The following is a 16,239-nucleotide window of genomic DNA, read 5'->3' as shown; positions in this document are numbered from 1 at the left end:
TAAAATTATTTTAAGTCAAAATGATTTGCTCAATTAAAATAATTTGAAAATAAGTCTATACAAGTACAGCGTAATTATATTATCATTATCGATAATGATAATAAAAATAAAATATTAGATAGGGGATACTTAAATGCAATTACATTATGGCTTGGATGAATTAAAGGATATCGATTGGATGTCAGTTTTACCAATCATATTACCTTTCATGGGAGTAGGATTTATTCTTATTTTGATTGCTTTAATGGATTTATATCGAAATCGTAAGACGCGGGATAACGTATTTATATGGACAATCGTTATTTTATTTTGCAATACAATTGGACCGATTTTGTATTTTGTAATAGGAAGAAGGGACGGTAAGTCATCTTGAAACTAGAAATTAAAAATGTAACAAAAAAATTCAAAGAAAAGATTGCTGTTAATCAATTTTCAATGGTATTAGAAACGGGGCAGTGTGTAGGATTAATAGGACCTAATGGAGCGGGGAAATCGACTCTAATTAAAATAATTGCTGATATACTTCATGCAGATGAAGGTGAAGTACTGTTAGATGGTAAAAACATCTCGAAAATGAAGCGTGAAATTGGGTATTTACCTCAATATCCAAATTTTTATGAATGGATGACAGCGAAAGAAACACTCTTTTTTATGGGGCAGCTGTCGGAGATTTCAAAAAAAGAATTGATAGAGGAGGTTCCCAAAATGTTAGCTAAAGTAGGGCTTTCAGGTGAAGAAAATACTAAAGTTCGCACTTTTTCTGGGGGTATGAAGCAAAGACTTGGTATTGCTCAGGCATTGTTACATAAACCAGCTTTTATCGTTATGGATGAACCAGTCTCAGCCTTAGATCCAGTTGGCAGAAGAGAAGTACTAAATTTAATCCAGGAAATAAAGCAAGAAACGACTATATTATTATCCACTCATATATTAAATGATGCTGAGGAAATATGTGAAAGGTTCGTCATCATTAAAAATGGAAATAAGATTGAAGATACAACGATGATTGATTTGATAAGTCGTAATAGTAAACCTGTTGTATGTTTAGAAATTTCACCAACAGATAAATTTTGGATAGAAACTGTGAAAATGCTTCCCTATGTAAAAAGTGTAGAAATGGCCGGTCATAAAGTGAAAGTTACATTAGATGATGTTGCTGAAAATAAAAATAGACTTATCCAGAATGCCATAGAAAATAAGGTTGATATCATTCGTTTTGAAATTGATGATCACGAAACACTTGAAGAAATATTTTTGAAATTGGTGGTGGGGGCATGAATTCATTAGGCGTACTAATGAAAAAAGAATATAGTTTAGTTTTGCGTGATTTTAAAGTAATTTGGTTGCCACTAGTATTTATCTTTTTAGGAGCTACGCAACCAGTCATGACGTATTACTTACCAGTTATTTTAGAAGTTCTTGGAGGGACACAAGGAATATCAATCGATTCATCAATGATTGAACAGACAGGAGGGCAAGTACTTGCAGCCACATTAGGCTCTCAGTTTGACCAACTTGGGATAATGATTATAGTCATTGCAATGATGGGATTAATTCAGTCTGATAAATCTAGCGGAATGTTAGCTTTTATCTTAACAAGACCAGTTTCTGTTAGTTCCTATATTAGTGGGAAACTAATCTCGAATTTTTTACTAGTTTCAGTAAGTATTTTACTAGGTTATTTTGTTTCTGTGTTATACATTCATTTTCTATTTACCAATATAGAGTTATCACAAATGATAATAGCACTATTGTGTTATTTAGTGTGGATTCTCTTTTGCGTATCGTTTACTACAATGTTAAGTGCAGTATTAAATAGCCAAGCGTTAATTGCAATAATAGGTATTATTACGTTGCTAATTTGCAGGATGTTAGTTGGGCTTCACCCAATGTTAGATGCTGTGAACCCAGCTGGTATGAGCCAACATGCCATGAATATACTTATAACTGGCTCAATAGGTGCGAACTTGTTTATAAATATTTTAGCAACAATTCTTGTAGTGATGATAACAGTGATGGTTACATATTATTGGATCCAGAAAAAAAAATACCATCCAAATTAGAGTGAAATAGAGTTAACGATTTCGAATTTAAAAAGCTATCAAGTAATCAATGCATTTTAAATGGAGAGGTAATAAACCATGACTAGTATAGGTGACTGTAAGACAATGCAAATTATTGTACTTGGAGGTGGTGACTTTTCTACGAATATAAACGAACCACTACAAGAACAATATATATTACAACAAGCATTAAATAAAAATCCTAAAATTTGTTTTATAGCAACAGCAAGTGAAGATAACGAAAACTATATTAAAGATTTTTATAAAGTTTTCTCTCCTGAAAATTGTAACGCCACACATATTACGATTTCAGACATGAAAGAAGGATATTTAGATTCCATTATTGAGCAACAAGACATTCTTTATATTGGTGATGGTAACCTGGATTTTATGATCAATAAGTGGAGGGAATTTAATATGGAAGAGAGGCTTAAAGAAGCCTATTATAATGGTCAAATCATAGTTGGAGCAGGTACGAGTGCAATATACTTTTTTGAAGAAGGGGTAGGAAAGGATGAGTCTGGAGGGTATAAAATTTCCTCGGGTTTAGGATTAGTAAAGGGAGTATTATGTCCGTACTACAATAATGAAGCGAGTAAGCAAGCTCTATTTAATTATATTAATAAAGGACAAATTTTATCAGGATTAGCAGTAGATGATGGTGCTGTTGTCCACTTTGAAAATGGTGAATTATCAAAATGTATTATTTCAAAGAAAAACTGCTCGGCGTTTTCACTGTCAACAGATGATGAAAATATGAAAGGGAATGTTGATGTTATTATGCTGGATTAGCGTTTTAAATCGTCGAAATAACAGTAACTATAGTTAATGTCATACGCCTTGAATACAATTACTTTATTAATTTTTAAAAGGTTGTCGAACAAGTTCAGTCTTGTATTTGTAGATAGATGATTTTAATAGAAGGGCTAAAGACTAGCTGAAATCAGTTAGTCTTTTTTATATTTCAATGTAATTATTTTGAATTTATAGGATAATGAGATGTGAGTAATGGTTAGAAGAAACAAGGTGTTTTTAGATGGATAAAAAATTAAAAAGAATTCTTTGGGTTATTTCTAAGGTATGTTTTATTTAACTGGAATCATTTTATGTATATAGGTGGTAAAAAATAGCTTTAAAATATTTGGATTCATAATAGTTTTGGCGTTTACTATTTTCGGAACCTATAGAATGGATAAAATCTGGACAATAATATGCGCGCATTTTTAAAATCTAGTCATGATTGATATTATATTTTTGGCAATTTAATCATAAGGATATAATGATGAGAGGAGAAAATATAAACTATGGCGATTTACTATGAAGTAATTTGTGGTTTATGTAAAGAACAGTATAAATTGATGGAAGGTACAAAGCATTACAAGCTATTTAAAGAGAGAAAAGCGAAAAACTTTCATTGTGTAAGTTGTACAAAGAAATTGGAGCAAGTGGCGAAACGGAAGATGTATTGATCTATAAAGGTATGTAGAGTTACATTAAATAGGAATATAACCTATTGTATATAAGGAAGTGATCTTATCTATGAAGAGAATAGAAAAAGTTTTAAAACTGCGAGCGGGTAAATTGTTAGAAGCATCCAATCAATTAATGCTGGATATACAGCAGGATTATCCAGAAGATGCATTTGTTAATTATCAAACTGCGTGGAGTTTTGATGTTCTAGGTCTAGAAAATGAGGCCATTCCTTATTATGAAAAAGCTATTACATTAGGATTAGATAATCAAGATGAACCTAAAGCATATATAGGATTAGGCAGTACCTATCGAACGATTGGAGAATATCAAAAGTCAGAAAAAGTGTTTCAAGAAGGCATCGCTAAACATCCGGATTTTAAGGCACTTCAAGTATTCTACGCTATGACATTGTTCAACTTAAAAAAGCATGAAGATTCCATTGGACAATTACTTAATGTGATTATTTCTTCGGCTAAAGATGAAAGTATTATAGAATATGAGCGTGCTATTCATTTTTATAAAGATAAACTTCATCTAGTTTGGTAGAAGGGATTGTGGAAAAGTGTTTTTCATTCAAATGTCTGGATTCCCTGGTTCAGGGAAATCCACATTAGCTCAAGCTATTGCAAGGCGTACTGGTGCAATTATAGTTGATCATGACATCGTTAAATCTGCACTAATAACGAGTAGTACAGAAACTTTAGATAGAAAAACATCAGGCTCGATTTCATATGAAATCGATTGGCAGTTAATCGATTATTATCTTGGATTAGGCAATAGTGTAATTTTTGATAGTCCATGCTTGTATGACGTAATGATCGAAAGGGGGCTTTCACTACAGAAAAAACATAATGTGTTTTATAAATATGTGGAGTGCTTTCTAAATGACTTTGAAGAAATTAATTGTCGTTTAACTTCAAGAAACAAAATGTTAAGCCAAATTTCATCAGTTAATTCAAAAGAGGATTTTTTATATACGATTCACAACAGTAAGAAGCCTGAAAAGATTAACTGTTTAAAGATAGATACTTCACAGCCTTTAGAATCTTATATTGATTTAGTAGTTGATTATATTCAGAATGATCATCTTTGAACTTTTGATTAGGTGAGAGCTGTAAATGAATTTAAGGCAAGTGCGGTTTAAGTATAAATAGTGTTATAAATCTATTTTTCTCTAGAGATTGCTACTTCTAGGAAGCTTTTTGCGAGTTTCTTTAAATTCATAGCAGCAAAAGTAAGCTTCTTCTGCATGGACACTTTTTTAAGACCTTTTAAGGTTATCCATCCCATCCTTATCTTTCGTATTAGCCTTTACATGTGTAGTTGATTGGAGTGAAGGTAGCGCCCGCTCGCTCGCGGAAAGCGTCCACCGTAGCGGAAATCAATGGTCTTATCTAATTATATATTTGTTAAAATGAAAAAGACTGTAGATAAACCCCAATTTCTTCGAGTTTGTCTACAGGTCTGAAACGCACTAATAAAGAGTGCGTTTTAATATTAAATCCCCATAATGTTATAGCCACCATCAATATAAATCGTTTCGCCAGTGACGCCACGAGATAAATGACTAAGCATAACAATTGTCATATCGGCTACTTCCGCTTGTGTAACATTACGTTTTAATGGTGCGCTTTCTTCAATACGATTTAAAATTTTGTTGAATGAAGGAACGCCTTTTGCTGCTAATGTTTTAATCGCACCAGCAGAAATGGCATTAACACGAATATTATCAGCACCGATATCTGCTGCTAAATATCTAACAGATGCTTCAAGTGCGGCTTTGGCTACACCCATAACATTGTAGCCTTCTAACACACGTTCTGCACCAAGATAACTCATTGTAACAATTGAGCCACCTTCAGTCATATAAGGATGTGCAGCTTTTGCTGCCGCAATTAGTGAATAAGCACTTGTATCTTGTGCGAATGCATAGCCATCACGTGAAGTTTCAAGGAAGCGGTTTTTTAAATCATCTGCGTTTGCAAATGCTACCGAGTGTACGATACCATGAATTGTACCAACCTTAGCACCAATCGTATCAAAAGCCGCTTTAATACTTTCATCGCTATTCACATCACATTGGATGAAAGTAGCTTCTTTATCTTCATATGCTGCCATTAATTTTTCTAATTTCATTAAAGAGCGTTCTTTTCGATAAGTAAAAATGACGTTTGCGCCAACTTCGAAAAGAGATTTTGCGATTCCCCATGCAATGCTACGATCGTTTGCCACGCCCATTACAACGATATTTTTATTTTTTAATTGTAGTAAGTTATCCATAATAGCCTCCAGTATATAGTTACTATTAGTACCTGATACTAAAAATTTTAACCTAAATCAGAGATGAATGCAACAAACAATTTCGCTACTTTGTATAACAATGTAGTTGACAACCAATATGTATTAGCATATAGTCAATGTAGCTACTTGGTAATGCAAAGTAGCTTTTTATTTACTTAACTACCTTGTCATGCAATGTACTAGGAGGTGTTGAATTCGGTGTCTATAAGAAGTCAATTGCTAAAAGGAATTTTAGATGGCTGTGTATTAGCTGTTATTGAAAAAGAAGTTGTGTATGGCTACGAGCTATCAAAAAAGCTACAAACAGTAGGCCTATCTGATGTTAGTGAAGGTACGATTTATCCAGTGCTTCTACGACTTCAAAAGAATGATTTAATTAAAGGTGAAATGAAACCTTCAGATTCCGGCCCAAATCGCAAATATTATAAACTTACAAAAGCGGGCAAAGATGCTTTAAATGATATTCGTTCTGAATGGCTAGGTATTTCTGATGCTGTTGGCAAGCTAATGAAAGAACAGGTGTAATATATAAATGAATTATCCTATATTAAAATTTTACGTTTTTTGAATGATTATTGAAAGGGGATTAGTTGAGATGGTTATAGTGAAGAAGTTAATAGCAGATAATAATGAGAAGCGTAAGTTATTAATTAAAGAAAATGAAGTCTATTATGATAAGATACTTGTCTATGTTAGAGCGCATATACTACTTTCTGAACGTCAATCAGAGGAAGTATTAACAGAGATACTAGATCATCTATTAATAGCACAAGAGGAAGGTAAAACAGCTAGGGATGTGTTTGGACCTAATCCGAAAATGTACGCAGAAGAAATAGTGCAGGCATTGCCGAAGGAAAAGAAGGGAAGCATTGTAACTTTTGGTGTCGAAATTTTATGTGACATAATCGGTTGGTTCATTATTATTGGAGCGATTGGTCGCTATTTCACAAAATCAGATCAGATTTATTTATATTCGACTATTATAAATGTCATTGCAGTTGTTGTGATAGGTTCGGGATTACTTTATGTCATATTAAAGCAATTAAAACAAGGCGCATTTGAAGAAACAATGTCTAAAGGCACTATATTAAAATCAGGTATATTTGGTGTTGTAACGTTCGGTTTGTTTATAGCTATTCTTTACTTTACAGATGAGCTAGGTCCTCTTGTCAACATTACATGGTTCGCCCAGTTTGGTGCTGGTTCAGCATTGTTACTTATTAGTTATTTAATGAAACGCGATCGGACGAAAAGCTATTAAAAAACTGCGGAAGCAATTCGAGGGCACTGAAAAAGTCCATAAAATGAATTTTAGCCAGGGCTTTTTCTTCGATGCCGTTAATTTCCGTTCCGGCGGATGCTTTCCTGGGGACAAACCTTGAGCCTCCTCTCCAAAGTATCAGCCCCTTAAGCATAAATAGATTTATTATAAATTACTATTTTTGAAAAAAATAAAGATAATAAGCTATTATTTTTATCCATAGAACGACGAGACTGCTTTTACTCAATTATACGGACAAGTAATTCGGAATATGGCTACGACAAAAAAGGCTATTTCCACAAAAGTGAAAATAGCCTCCGTCTGTTAATACTATTCGTATTTCAATGCATCGCCTTCGAACGACTCATCAGCTACTTTAATTGAATCAGTAGGACAGCCTTCAAAAGCATCTTGCATATCTTCCATTAGATCATCTGGAACTTCTTCTGTTCCCATGTTATCATCTAAAATAACGAAGGCAATACCCTCGTCGTCGTAATCATAAATATCTGGTGCAGCAGCTCCGCAAGCACCACATGCAATACATGTATCTTTATCTACAATGGTAAATTTCGCCATGTTTCTCTCTCCTTTTTACAATCGCTCCTATTTAACTTCCTTTTCATTCTAAAGTGCTTTTCAACACATTTCAACCAAAATTACTTATTCATGGGGGAAATCGCATTGTACATACAACAAATATTGCTACAGATTTTTCATAAATTTGGAGGCGAACGCTCCGTTTCAGCAGGATTTCATTTGCTAAAAGGAAAACGCTCGGGACAAACAATTCAAGATGTAGGAAATTTTAATCTCCATTCTTTTTTCGGCCTAACACCTAAGCTATCAAAGGAAATATATTTGGAGCATGCAGAGCAATTGATCGACTTAGGCTATGCTACATATAGAGATGAGCACTATTTTATATTAACTAATAAGGGTTTAGAAGTACTTGAAAATAGTAAACCTATGTATTTTAATGGATGGTATTATCGTGGAAATGAGCATATATTTTTCAAAAGATTATCTCTAGTAGTACAATCATTGTCTTATTCAGTTCAGGAAATTAAATCGTTTGCCCCTATTCAAAAAAATGAAGATATTCAATTGTGGGTGAAACAATTTTTAGTGAAAAATAATTATAAATCAAATGTATTTTTTCAGGCTATTCGCGATGAAATCTCAGATTCTCTTAACAAGCTGACTGTTGATGATTCTTCATTAAATCTTTTACTCTATCGTTTAAGTGGCTTTAATACACCTGGATGGACTTGGCAACAGCTTGCTAGGGAACAAAATCGTTCTTTGCTAGATGTTCAACTAGCATATATAGAAGCTCTACATATGTGGTTAGATACTTTATATGAAGAGCCGAAGCACTATTTGATTCAATTAGCTGAAGGAATTCGTATTGAACAACTCTTAACGGAGTCATCTCAAAAAACTGCGAATTTGTTTCAACAAGGTTTTAAGTTGGAACAAATTGCTACTATGCGCCGTTTGAAAGAAAGCACGATTGAAGATCATTTCGTAGAGATGGCGATGACTATGTCGCAGTTTCCACTTTTACAATTTGTGGCATCCCAAGATGTTGAGGCCATTGTACATGCTGTAAAACAAACGAATAGTAAAAAGTTAAAAGTATTGCGTGATGTCGTTCCTGAACTTTCTTATTTTCAAATCAGGCTCATTCTTGCGGCGAAAGGAGTAATGTGAAATGACAAATATAGAACGGCTGTTAGAACAACATTTTGGTTATTCAACATTTCGTCCTGGTCAAAAAGAAGTAATAGAAGCGGTCATCAACAAACAAGATGTAATTGCTCTACTGCCTACTGGTATGGGGAAGTCACTTTGTTATCAATTACCTGGATATATATTAAATAAACCGATTTTAATCATTTCCCCTTTGTTGTCATTGATGCAGGATCAAGTAGAGCAATTAAAACGATTTGGTGAAAAGCGTGTTGTCGCATTAAATTCATTTTTACAAATGACTGAGAAGCGAAATGTTTTACAACATTTACAGCAATATCGTTTTATTTTTACTTCTCCTGAAATGCTGATGAATCCACATGTGCAAGGTGCGTTTAGTGAAATGCAGTTTGGGCTAATTGTAGTGGATGAAGCGCATTGTATTTCACAATGGGGATTTGATTTTAGACCTGATTATTTGAAAATTACTGACTGGTTAGATGATACTAAACGTCCGGCTATTTTAGCACTAAGTGCTACTGCAACAGAGCAAGTTGTAAAAGATATGAAGAATTATTTGCATATGAAGGAGCCATTTGAATATATTCATTCTGTGGACCGTTTGAATTTACATTATGATGTAGTACAACTTGAAAATCCGTCTGAAAAAGCACCCTGGATATTAGAGCATGTTCTAAAAACGTCTGGCCCAGGTATTATATATACACAATCACGTAAAAAAACGGCTATCTATGCAGAGCAACTTTTAGCTAATGGCGTTCGTGCAGCTGCTTATCATGCAGGGATGGAGGGAGAAGATCGACAATTTATCCAACAGCAATTTTTGGCAGGACACCTAGAGTGGATTTGTGCAACAAATGCTTTTGGTATGGGGATTCATAAAGATGACGTTCGTCAGATCATTCACGATCATATCCCTTCTACTGTAGCTAACTATATGCAAGAGGTTGGACGTGCGGGACGTGATGGACAGGAAGCTCTCTCAATATTGCTCTATGCTCCAAATGATGAGGATATGACGAAGTTTATCGTCACAGAAGATTTGCCTCAGCAACGCCATGTTGAGCAATATGTAACCTTCACGCAGCAGGGGGAAAACCCCACAGTAATGTTAGATATGAATCAAATAAGTGAAACTGGATTTCGTGTACTCTCTTATTGGATGCAAAGTTTAACGCCAGAAGAAGTGCAACAAAAGTTAACTGCGATTCGTTTTAGTAAAGTGCATCAAGTAGATGAAATGAAGGAATTAATAACAGCAAAGAAATGTATTCGAGAGCAGCTACTACATTATTTTGGGCAATCATTAAAAGAAAAACCTGCTCATTGCTGCCATTTTTGCGGTTTAGATGTTGGTGTAATTTTGAAGGAAAGAGAACGATTAGAAATGAAGGGAAATATATCTTCTTGGGAGGGGAGATTGACGGCTTTATTACCGAATCTTTAACATAACGAACATTTACTTTTATGTTGTATTTCGTCATAATATAGAATAGTACTAGTGAAAAAGGAGGGGTTAAGATGGCTCAAAAGGATTATCGCGAAAAAATAGAAGAGCATCGTCAAACCATTAAGTTAAAGCTCGATTCTGAGAATAACGAAAACCCTTCAAGAATGACCCGTAGTCAGCTTCATGGTAATAGTAAAAAGAAACGACGTATTAATCCATTACCAACGATTTTAGCCGTTATCTTTATATCGATTCCAATATCAATCCTTATTTATGTAGGTTTTTTCTATGACAAGGGTAGTAATGAAGAAACGGAAATAGAAAAAGACCATGTGAAATTTGAAACCAATACAAAAGCAAATACACAAGCAAAAGCTGAAGAAAAAACGGAAGACAAGAAGGAAAAAGTGAAAGCTAAAGAAGAAAAGAAAGTGAATAAAGAAAAAGAGAATACATCCACTAAAAAAGTTGATAATCCAGTGGTTGAACCTCCTAAGGATCCTAATGTAACCAATCCAGATAATAGCGGAGCGACTACTGAAACCAATCCAACTTCACCTGCAGAAGCCTATCAACAAGCTCAAGCAAGTGGCCGTTTACATACTGTTCAAACAGGGGATACACTTTATAACATAGCCATGAAATATTACGGCAGTATAGATGGTATAGCGAAGATTAAACAAGCAAATGGCATGACTAGTGAAAATGTAGTTGTTGGAACGAGCTTAGCGATCCCCCAATAACTTCTAGTTGGATTTTTGGAAATTACTTGGTAATATGAATGCCTTAAGGAATATCTAGTACTTTATTTCCTAACATTGAGGTTGTTTCATTATTCACTAACATTTAGTATGTATTTTTTGCAGACACTGACATGATTGTCATTGTCTGCTTCTTTATTTTGTCCAATGCTATGTTAAGTAACTAGGTGGTATTTATTTAAACCAAGGTGGTTCTTCAAAGTTTCGTGGTATTAGTCACGAACAAGTTTGTTTTTGTCGCAAAGGACTGCCAAAATTCCACTTACTCTGTTGTTCGTAGATAATGCATCTCTAAATTTAATTAAAGAAGGGTAATTAAATTTACTTGTTACAGGGGAATAGCTAAGAAGAGATAAATTGAAGTGCACATATTATTGAAAATAAGTCACAAAGAATCTGTTTATGATATTTATTCCTAAACGGATTCTTTTTTTTGCTCTAAATTCTGGGTGACTGTCTATGACTTCATTACTTAATCAATAAAAGTAGGCTCCATTATACTTGTACAGTAATATATGCTTTATAGGGTAAGGGGTATTGTAGAAGTATGCACGTATTTTCGAACTCTGTTTTGATAATATCTAACTTGTAGTTCGTGGTTTTTAGTGTAAGCCTCATACTCCAAGGTTTGTTAAAAGAGGAATATTAGGTAGCGTGTCGAATCAATTTATATAAGTGTGGTTATTCAAATAACTAATTTGTCAGGTTAGGTGATAATAAAATGAACTATTTAGTTAAAATGAATGAATTAGAGTTTTACAAGTACATTGAAGAAAAAGAAAAGCGATATGCGGAAACACTAGCTCAACATACTTTTGAAGTAACAGAACCAGCAGATGTTCAAGCAAGAAAGCAATTACAAGGTTATTTACCGCGAGGATTTCAAACTGAACTTCATGAGTTTTATAATATTATCGAAGATGGGCATATTTGTGGATATGTTTGGCTGAAGGTCGATGATACTAAGAAGAGTGCATTTTTGTATGAAATTTATTTGTTTGATGAATGTAGATCAAAGGGAATTGGCAAAAAAGTAATGAAGGAAATTGAGGGATATTTAAAGGTGAAGGAGATTTTATATTTTAAGCTGCATGTTTTTGGTACTAACTATAAAGCAATCAAATTATATGAAACATTAGGTTTTGAAGTCGCTGGTATTAATATGTACAAAGAAATTTATAGTTAAGAAGGATCTGTATGTATTTAATATTTAATTTACAATTAGACAGGTATTAAATAAGGAGATTAGAGATGTTAAGGTTTATTGATGATTTAGCTGGGGCTGTCTATGATTTCTTTAAGTTTATTTTCACAAGCATTTGCTACGCTGTTACGGGTATGTTGATTATCGGAATACCACTTTATTTAATTGCACTAGTATTTGGATGGTTTCATTAACTGTTTGCTTTTCTATATACAAATGGATCCGTATGTTCTTACTTCAAGTAAAAGTGGTTATTGTTAAATCTTCGCTCTCGAAATACCAAAATTAAAACTGAGCTGATTCTACGTATTTGTAGAGCAGCTCTATTTTTTTGCCAAAAATAATGCTGAAATTTAACAAAGCCTTGTCGAAAAAGGTGTAATAACCAAGAAATATTTAATGGATGAGCGTATAATAAAGATGTTAAAGAGTATAAAGTGTCACATCTCCTTGTCTATAGGAGATGTTTATTTATAAGGAGTGAAGGTTCATGCGTCAAACTGATGCAATTATCGTAGGAGGCGGCCCTTGTGGCTTAGCAGCAGCGATTTCATTACAAGAGATTGGGTTACAACCTATCGTTATCGAAAAAGGTAATATTGTAAATGCCATTTACAATTATCCAACACATCAAACGTTCTTTAGTTCAAGTGAAAAATTAGCCATTGGAGATGTACCATTTATCATTGAACAGCCTAAACCAAAACGAAATCAGGCTTTAGTATATTACCGAGAGGTGGTAAAACGTAAAAACATTCAAATTAACCGTTTTGAAACTGTTCTTAATGTAACACCAACTAACGGAACATTCGAAGTCAAAACAGATAAAGACCATTATGTAACTCCATATGTAGTAATTGCCACAGGTTATTATGACCATCCAAATTACATGGGGATTGAAGGTGAAGAACTACCTAAAGTCCATCACTATTTTAAGGAAGCTCACCCCTATTTTGATACAGATGTATTAGTAGTTGGCGGGAAAAACTCTTCAGTTGATGCAGCGTTAGCTCTTCATAAAGCAGGTGCTCGTGTAACAGTTGTTTACCGAGGTGCAGAATATTCCCCGAGTATTAAGCCGTGGGTATTGCCAGATTTCGATGCCCTTGTTCGTAGTGGTGAAGTAGAAATGATGTTTGAGACAAATGCTATTGCTATTAAAGAAGATGAAGTTATCTTATTAAAAGATGGCGAAGAATTTGCTGTGAAAAACGATTTTGTCTTTGCAATGACAGGTTATCATCCAGATCATGATTTCATCCGTGCGATGGGCGTTACAGTTAACGGTGAAACAGGCCGTCCAACATACGACCCAGAAACAATGGAAACTAATGTACCAGGTCTATTTATAGCTGGTGTTATCGCTGCAGGAAATAATGCTAATGAAATCTTTATCGAAAACGGCCGTTTTCACGGTGGTCTAATTGCGAGCTATATTCAAGAGAAATAAGTAAGAAGCTGTCTCACTAGGAAAGAGGCCACTGAAAAAATCCATAAAATGAATTTTAGCCATGGTGGAAACGATTAATCGTTTCTGCCATGGCTTTTTCTTCGATATCGTTAATTTCCGTTCCGGCGGACGCTTTCCTTAGGTAAAAATAAAACACAAACGTATTACTTTGACATAGAAAAATGTAAGGTTTTCCATTACAAGATGGCTGTAATAAAGACGGTGCCAAAAGTAAAACGTATTCAGTTTCCATAAAATCAACCGGACATGAAGCGTAAGTAGCTTTTCGAAAAATGGAAAGAATCGAAGACTTAGGGAAAAAGCGCTTTAAAATTGAAGCGAAGAATAGTAAGTTGAAAAATCCGCATGGCTACAATACGGCAAAATCGACGGGTTTCATACTAATAGTGTTTAATACATAGTCAACAATGATAAACCATATAATTGCATAAGCCATTAAATATGATGCAAGAATGCATTATTGAAAAATAAAAGGATGTGGGCAAAAATGGATAATAAAAACGTTGGTAAAGAATTTGAAAAAACACAATCCCAATTAAAAATAATTTCCGAGATAAACGGAATTAGTTTATCCTTTAATAATATTTTATGGTTACGAGGAGGGTGGGCAATAGATTTTTTACTTGGAAGGATTACTCGCGCCCATTCTGACGTTGATTTTGTTTCTTGGATACAATATCGGGAACCATTAGAACAGGCACTTGTATGTGCTGGTTTTCAGATAACCCCAGTCAGCGAGTATCAAACTGATTTCCTGAAAAACGATGTGGATGTGAGCATAGTATTCGTAAAAAGATCGGAAGAGGGGAACATAATAGCAAATGGCTTTCCAGAATGGGTATGGAGGTCGGATGCTTTATCTACACAATTCTATAATCTACAAGGTGTATCAGTTTGTGTATTAAATCCTCATCAATTGCTTGAAGAAAAGAAAGCTTATGAACTAGGAACAGGACTAAAACTTCGATTAAAAGATTTTGAGAGTATGAAAATAATCCAGCAAGTTATAGATGCTATGGATTGAATGGAGTTGAAAGTAAAAGTCTTAGAATAGGATTAATTGAAGTATCAGGGCTTTAAAGGAATAATAGATGGAACTTCAATTGAGAAGATTCTTCAGTTTGTCGACAAAAGGCATACAGAATGGTTATATCCGGTATGTCTCTTGTTAATTTTGTATATCTTGGTTATTTAAGATCCTCCTTCATGCCAATTGGACTTTGCCAAGTCTAATTGACCAACTTTTTTTAATTCATAGCAGCAAAAGTAATCAGCGCCGCATGGACAAATTTTTAAGACCTTTTAAGTTTGTCCAGCGCCTCAAAAGATTTATTCTTATTACATGTGTAGTTGATTGGAGCGGAGGTGCGACTTCTGCGGGAAAAGCGTCGACCATAGCGGAAATCAAGGTCTTATTTATTCATATATATATTGAAATAAAAAAGACTGTAGATAAACTCGACTTTCATTGAGTTTGCCTACAGTAAAATTTAATAAAACAAATTAATTAAAAGAAATGTGCAACTTCGATTGGGGAATGTACCTGATTTAAGCCGATTAAAAGTTTTAAACGAGCTTTTTGCCCGCTAATCCCAGGAGCGTAAAACACACCCATATCCTCCAGCATTTTACCGCCGCCTTCATAACCGTAAACACCTTGTGCAATACCGTTAAAGCAACGTGATACTAAAACAACCGGAATTTGATGCTCAAGCAGAGCTTGAATACCTGCTACAACAGCAGGAGGAACGTTACCTTGTCCTAATCCTTCTAACACAACGCCATCATAACCGTTATCTATAGCAGACAATAAAAGGTCAGCTTCCATTCCTGCATATACTTTAAAAAGGGCAACCTTTTTTTCAATTGTAGAAACCTCCACATATTGTTTGTGTAAAGGTACGTGGTGAAAATGAATCATCGTTTTAGTAATTAGTCCAATAGGTCCGTACTGCGGACTTTGGAAAGTACCAACATTAGAAGTGGAAGTTTTTGTGACATTTGCTGCGGCATGAATTTCATCGTTCATAACAACTAGCACACCCTTATTTTTTGCCCCTTCGGAAATAGCCACTCTTATTGCTTCGACTAAATTATAAACTCCGTCAGACCCTAACTCATTAGAAGAACGCATAGCTCCTGTTAAGACAATAGGAATATCCATATTCGTCGTTAGATCAAGAAAATATGCTGTTTCTTCTAAAGTATCAGTACCATGAGTGATAACAACGCCGTCAATTACTTGTTTACTGATTGCTTCTAAAATAAAATTTCTCAATTTGAGCATTTCTATAGGTGTCATATGCGGAGAGGGTAGATTAAAGGCATCTAACTCTATAATATCAGCATATTGGGCTAGTTTTTTACTTTCAGTAATTAATGGATTAGTTTCTTTTGGAACGACGGCACCTGATTCCTCATTTACATGCATGGATATCGTTCCACCTGTATGTATTAATAAAATTGTTTTTTTCATGACAAATCCTCCTTGGATTACTTTAGCTATGTCTTATGAATGGTATAATATAAATACAACGAT

Annotated in this window: 21 protein-coding genes; 17 read left to right on the top strand and 4 right to left on the bottom strand. The window is 34.3% G+C overall.

From position 1 onward, the window contains the following. The first annotated feature begins 133 nt into the window (after nt 1–133). From ACZLO7_RS16485 to ACZLO7_RS16455, 7 genes are all read left to right on the top strand, one after another. Nucleotides 134–373 carry a PLD nuclease N-terminal domain-containing protein gene (locus ACZLO7_RS16485; protein WP_464940679.1) on the top strand — a complete coding sequence of 80 codons (240 nt, stop codon included), beginning with the start codon at nt 134–136 and terminating at the stop codon, nt 371–373. Next, entirely contained in the window at nt 370–1,278 is a 909-nt protein-coding gene (locus ACZLO7_RS16480; protein ID WP_464940678.1) for an ABC transporter ATP-binding protein, read from the top strand. The genes ACZLO7_RS16485 and ACZLO7_RS16480 overlap by 4 nt, the downstream gene beginning before the upstream one ends. Continuing rightward, nucleotides 1,275–2,063 carry an ABC transporter permease gene (locus tag ACZLO7_RS16475; RefSeq protein WP_464940677.1) on the top strand — a complete coding sequence of 263 codons (789 nt, stop codon included), beginning with the start codon at nt 1,275–1,277 and terminating at the stop codon, nt 2,061–2,063. Before ACZLO7_RS16480 ends, ACZLO7_RS16475 begins: the two co-directional genes overlap by 4 nt. Before the next feature lie 78 nt (nt 2,064–2,141). Then, nucleotides 2,142–2,855 (top strand): Type 1 glutamine amidotransferase-like domain-containing protein, encoded by a 714-nt coding sequence (locus ACZLO7_RS16470; protein ID WP_464940676.1) that lies wholly within the window; start codon nt 2,142–2,144, stop codon nt 2,853–2,855. Between the two features lie 512 nt (nt 2,856–3,367). Further along, nucleotides 3,368–3,532: a DUF2197 domain-containing protein gene (locus tag ACZLO7_RS16465; protein ID WP_464940675.1), complete on the top strand. Its 165-nt coding sequence runs from the start codon at nt 3,368–3,370 to the stop codon at nt 3,530–3,532. A gap of 70 nt (nt 3,533–3,602) precedes the next feature. Then, complete coding sequence (locus ACZLO7_RS16460; RefSeq protein ID WP_464940674.1) at nt 3,603–4,082, top strand: tetratricopeptide repeat protein; 480 nt, start codon at nt 3,603–3,605, stop codon at nt 4,080–4,082. A 16-nt stretch (nt 4,083–4,098) separates the two neighbouring features. After that, nucleotides 4,099–4,629 carry a P-loop nucleotide/nucleoside kinase family protein gene (locus ACZLO7_RS16455; protein ID WP_464940673.1) on the top strand — a complete coding sequence of 177 codons (531 nt, stop codon included), beginning with the start codon at nt 4,099–4,101 and terminating at the stop codon, nt 4,627–4,629. Between the two features lie 71 nt (nt 4,630–4,700). Here the strand turns inward: ACZLO7_RS16455 and ACZLO7_RS16450 are convergent, their stop codons facing one another. Beyond that, complete coding sequence (locus ACZLO7_RS16450) at nt 4,701–4,841, bottom strand: transposase (protein WP_464940683.1); 141 nt, start codon at nt 4,839–4,841, stop codon at nt 4,701–4,703. 192 nt (nt 4,842–5,033) lie between these two features. Then, entirely contained in the window at nt 5,034–5,816 is a 783-nt protein-coding gene (gene fabI / locus ACZLO7_RS16445; RefSeq protein WP_464940672.1) for an enoyl-ACP reductase FabI, read from the bottom strand. A 219-nt stretch (nt 5,817–6,035) separates the two neighbouring features. On the opposite strand from fabI, the gene ACZLO7_RS16440 reads away from it, so the two are divergent. Then, a complete protein-coding gene (locus ACZLO7_RS16440) occupies nt 6,036–6,362 on the top strand; it encodes a PadR family transcriptional regulator (RefSeq protein ID WP_464940671.1) in 327 nt (108 codons plus the stop codon). Nucleotides 6,363–6,432: 70 nt separating this feature from the next. Continuing rightward, a complete protein-coding gene (locus tag ACZLO7_RS16435) occupies nt 6,433–7,098 on the top strand; it encodes a DUF1129 family protein (protein ID WP_464940670.1) in 666 nt (221 codons plus the stop codon). Nucleotides 7,099–7,428: 330 nt separating this feature from the next. Here the strand turns inward: ACZLO7_RS16435 and ACZLO7_RS16430 are convergent, their stop codons facing one another. Continuing rightward, nucleotides 7,429–7,677, bottom strand: a complete 249-nt coding sequence (locus tag ACZLO7_RS16430; protein WP_038190800.1) for a ferredoxin — start codon at nt 7,675–7,677, stop codon at nt 7,429–7,431. Nucleotides 7,678–7,782: 105 nt separating this feature from the next. On the opposite strand from ACZLO7_RS16430, the gene ACZLO7_RS16425 reads away from it, so the two are divergent. From ACZLO7_RS16425 to ACZLO7_RS16390, 8 genes are all read left to right on the top strand, one after another. Further along, entirely contained in the window at nt 7,783–8,814 is a 1,032-nt protein-coding gene (locus ACZLO7_RS16425; protein WP_464940669.1) for a YpbB family protein, read from the top strand. 1 nt (nt 8,815) lies between these two features. Continuing rightward, a complete protein-coding gene (locus tag ACZLO7_RS16420; protein ID WP_464940668.1) occupies nt 8,816–10,261 on the top strand; it encodes a RecQ family ATP-dependent DNA helicase in 1,446 nt (481 codons plus the stop codon). Between the two features lie 74 nt (nt 10,262–10,335). After that, entirely contained in the window at nt 10,336–11,007 is a 672-nt protein-coding gene (locus ACZLO7_RS16415) for a LysM peptidoglycan-binding domain-containing protein (RefSeq protein ID WP_464940667.1), read from the top strand. A gap of 739 nt (nt 11,008–11,746) precedes the next feature. Continuing rightward, nucleotides 11,747–12,211, top strand: a complete 465-nt coding sequence (locus ACZLO7_RS16410; protein WP_464940666.1) for a GNAT family N-acetyltransferase — start codon at nt 11,747–11,749, stop codon at nt 12,209–12,211. 65 nt (nt 12,212–12,276) lie between these two features. Next, nucleotides 12,277–12,423, top strand: coding sequence for a hypothetical protein (locus ACZLO7_RS16405; protein ID WP_464940665.1), 147 nt, complete (start codon nt 12,277–12,279; stop codon nt 12,421–12,423). Nucleotides 12,424–12,719: 296 nt separating this feature from the next. Continuing rightward, nucleotides 12,720–13,679, top strand: coding sequence for a YpdA family putative bacillithiol disulfide reductase (locus tag ACZLO7_RS16400; RefSeq protein ID WP_464940664.1), 960 nt, complete (start codon nt 12,720–12,722; stop codon nt 13,677–13,679). Between the two features lie 293 nt (nt 13,680–13,972). Further along, the gene (locus ACZLO7_RS16395; RefSeq protein WP_464940663.1) at nt 13,973–14,101 is read left to right on the top strand and encodes a hypothetical protein; all 129 of its coding nucleotides are present in this window, start codon (nt 13,973–13,975) and stop codon (nt 14,099–14,101) included. Nucleotides 14,102–14,187: 86 nt separating this feature from the next. Further along, complete coding sequence (locus ACZLO7_RS16390) at nt 14,188–14,724, top strand: nucleotidyltransferase domain-containing protein (protein ID WP_464940662.1); 537 nt, start codon at nt 14,188–14,190, stop codon at nt 14,722–14,724. A 483-nt stretch (nt 14,725–15,207) separates the two neighbouring features. On the opposite strand, the gene ACZLO7_RS16385 is transcribed toward ACZLO7_RS16390, so the two are convergent. Next, a complete protein-coding gene (locus tag ACZLO7_RS16385; RefSeq protein WP_464940661.1) occupies nt 15,208–16,176 on the bottom strand; it encodes an asparaginase in 969 nt (322 codons plus the stop codon). Nucleotides 16,177–16,239 lie beyond the last annotated feature (63 nt).

The sequence above is a fragment of the Viridibacillus sp. d25.2 genome (assembly GCF_055456015.2).
The sequence above is the reverse complement of the archived record's forward strand: the minus strand, read 5'-3'. Positions and strand labels throughout refer to the sequence as shown.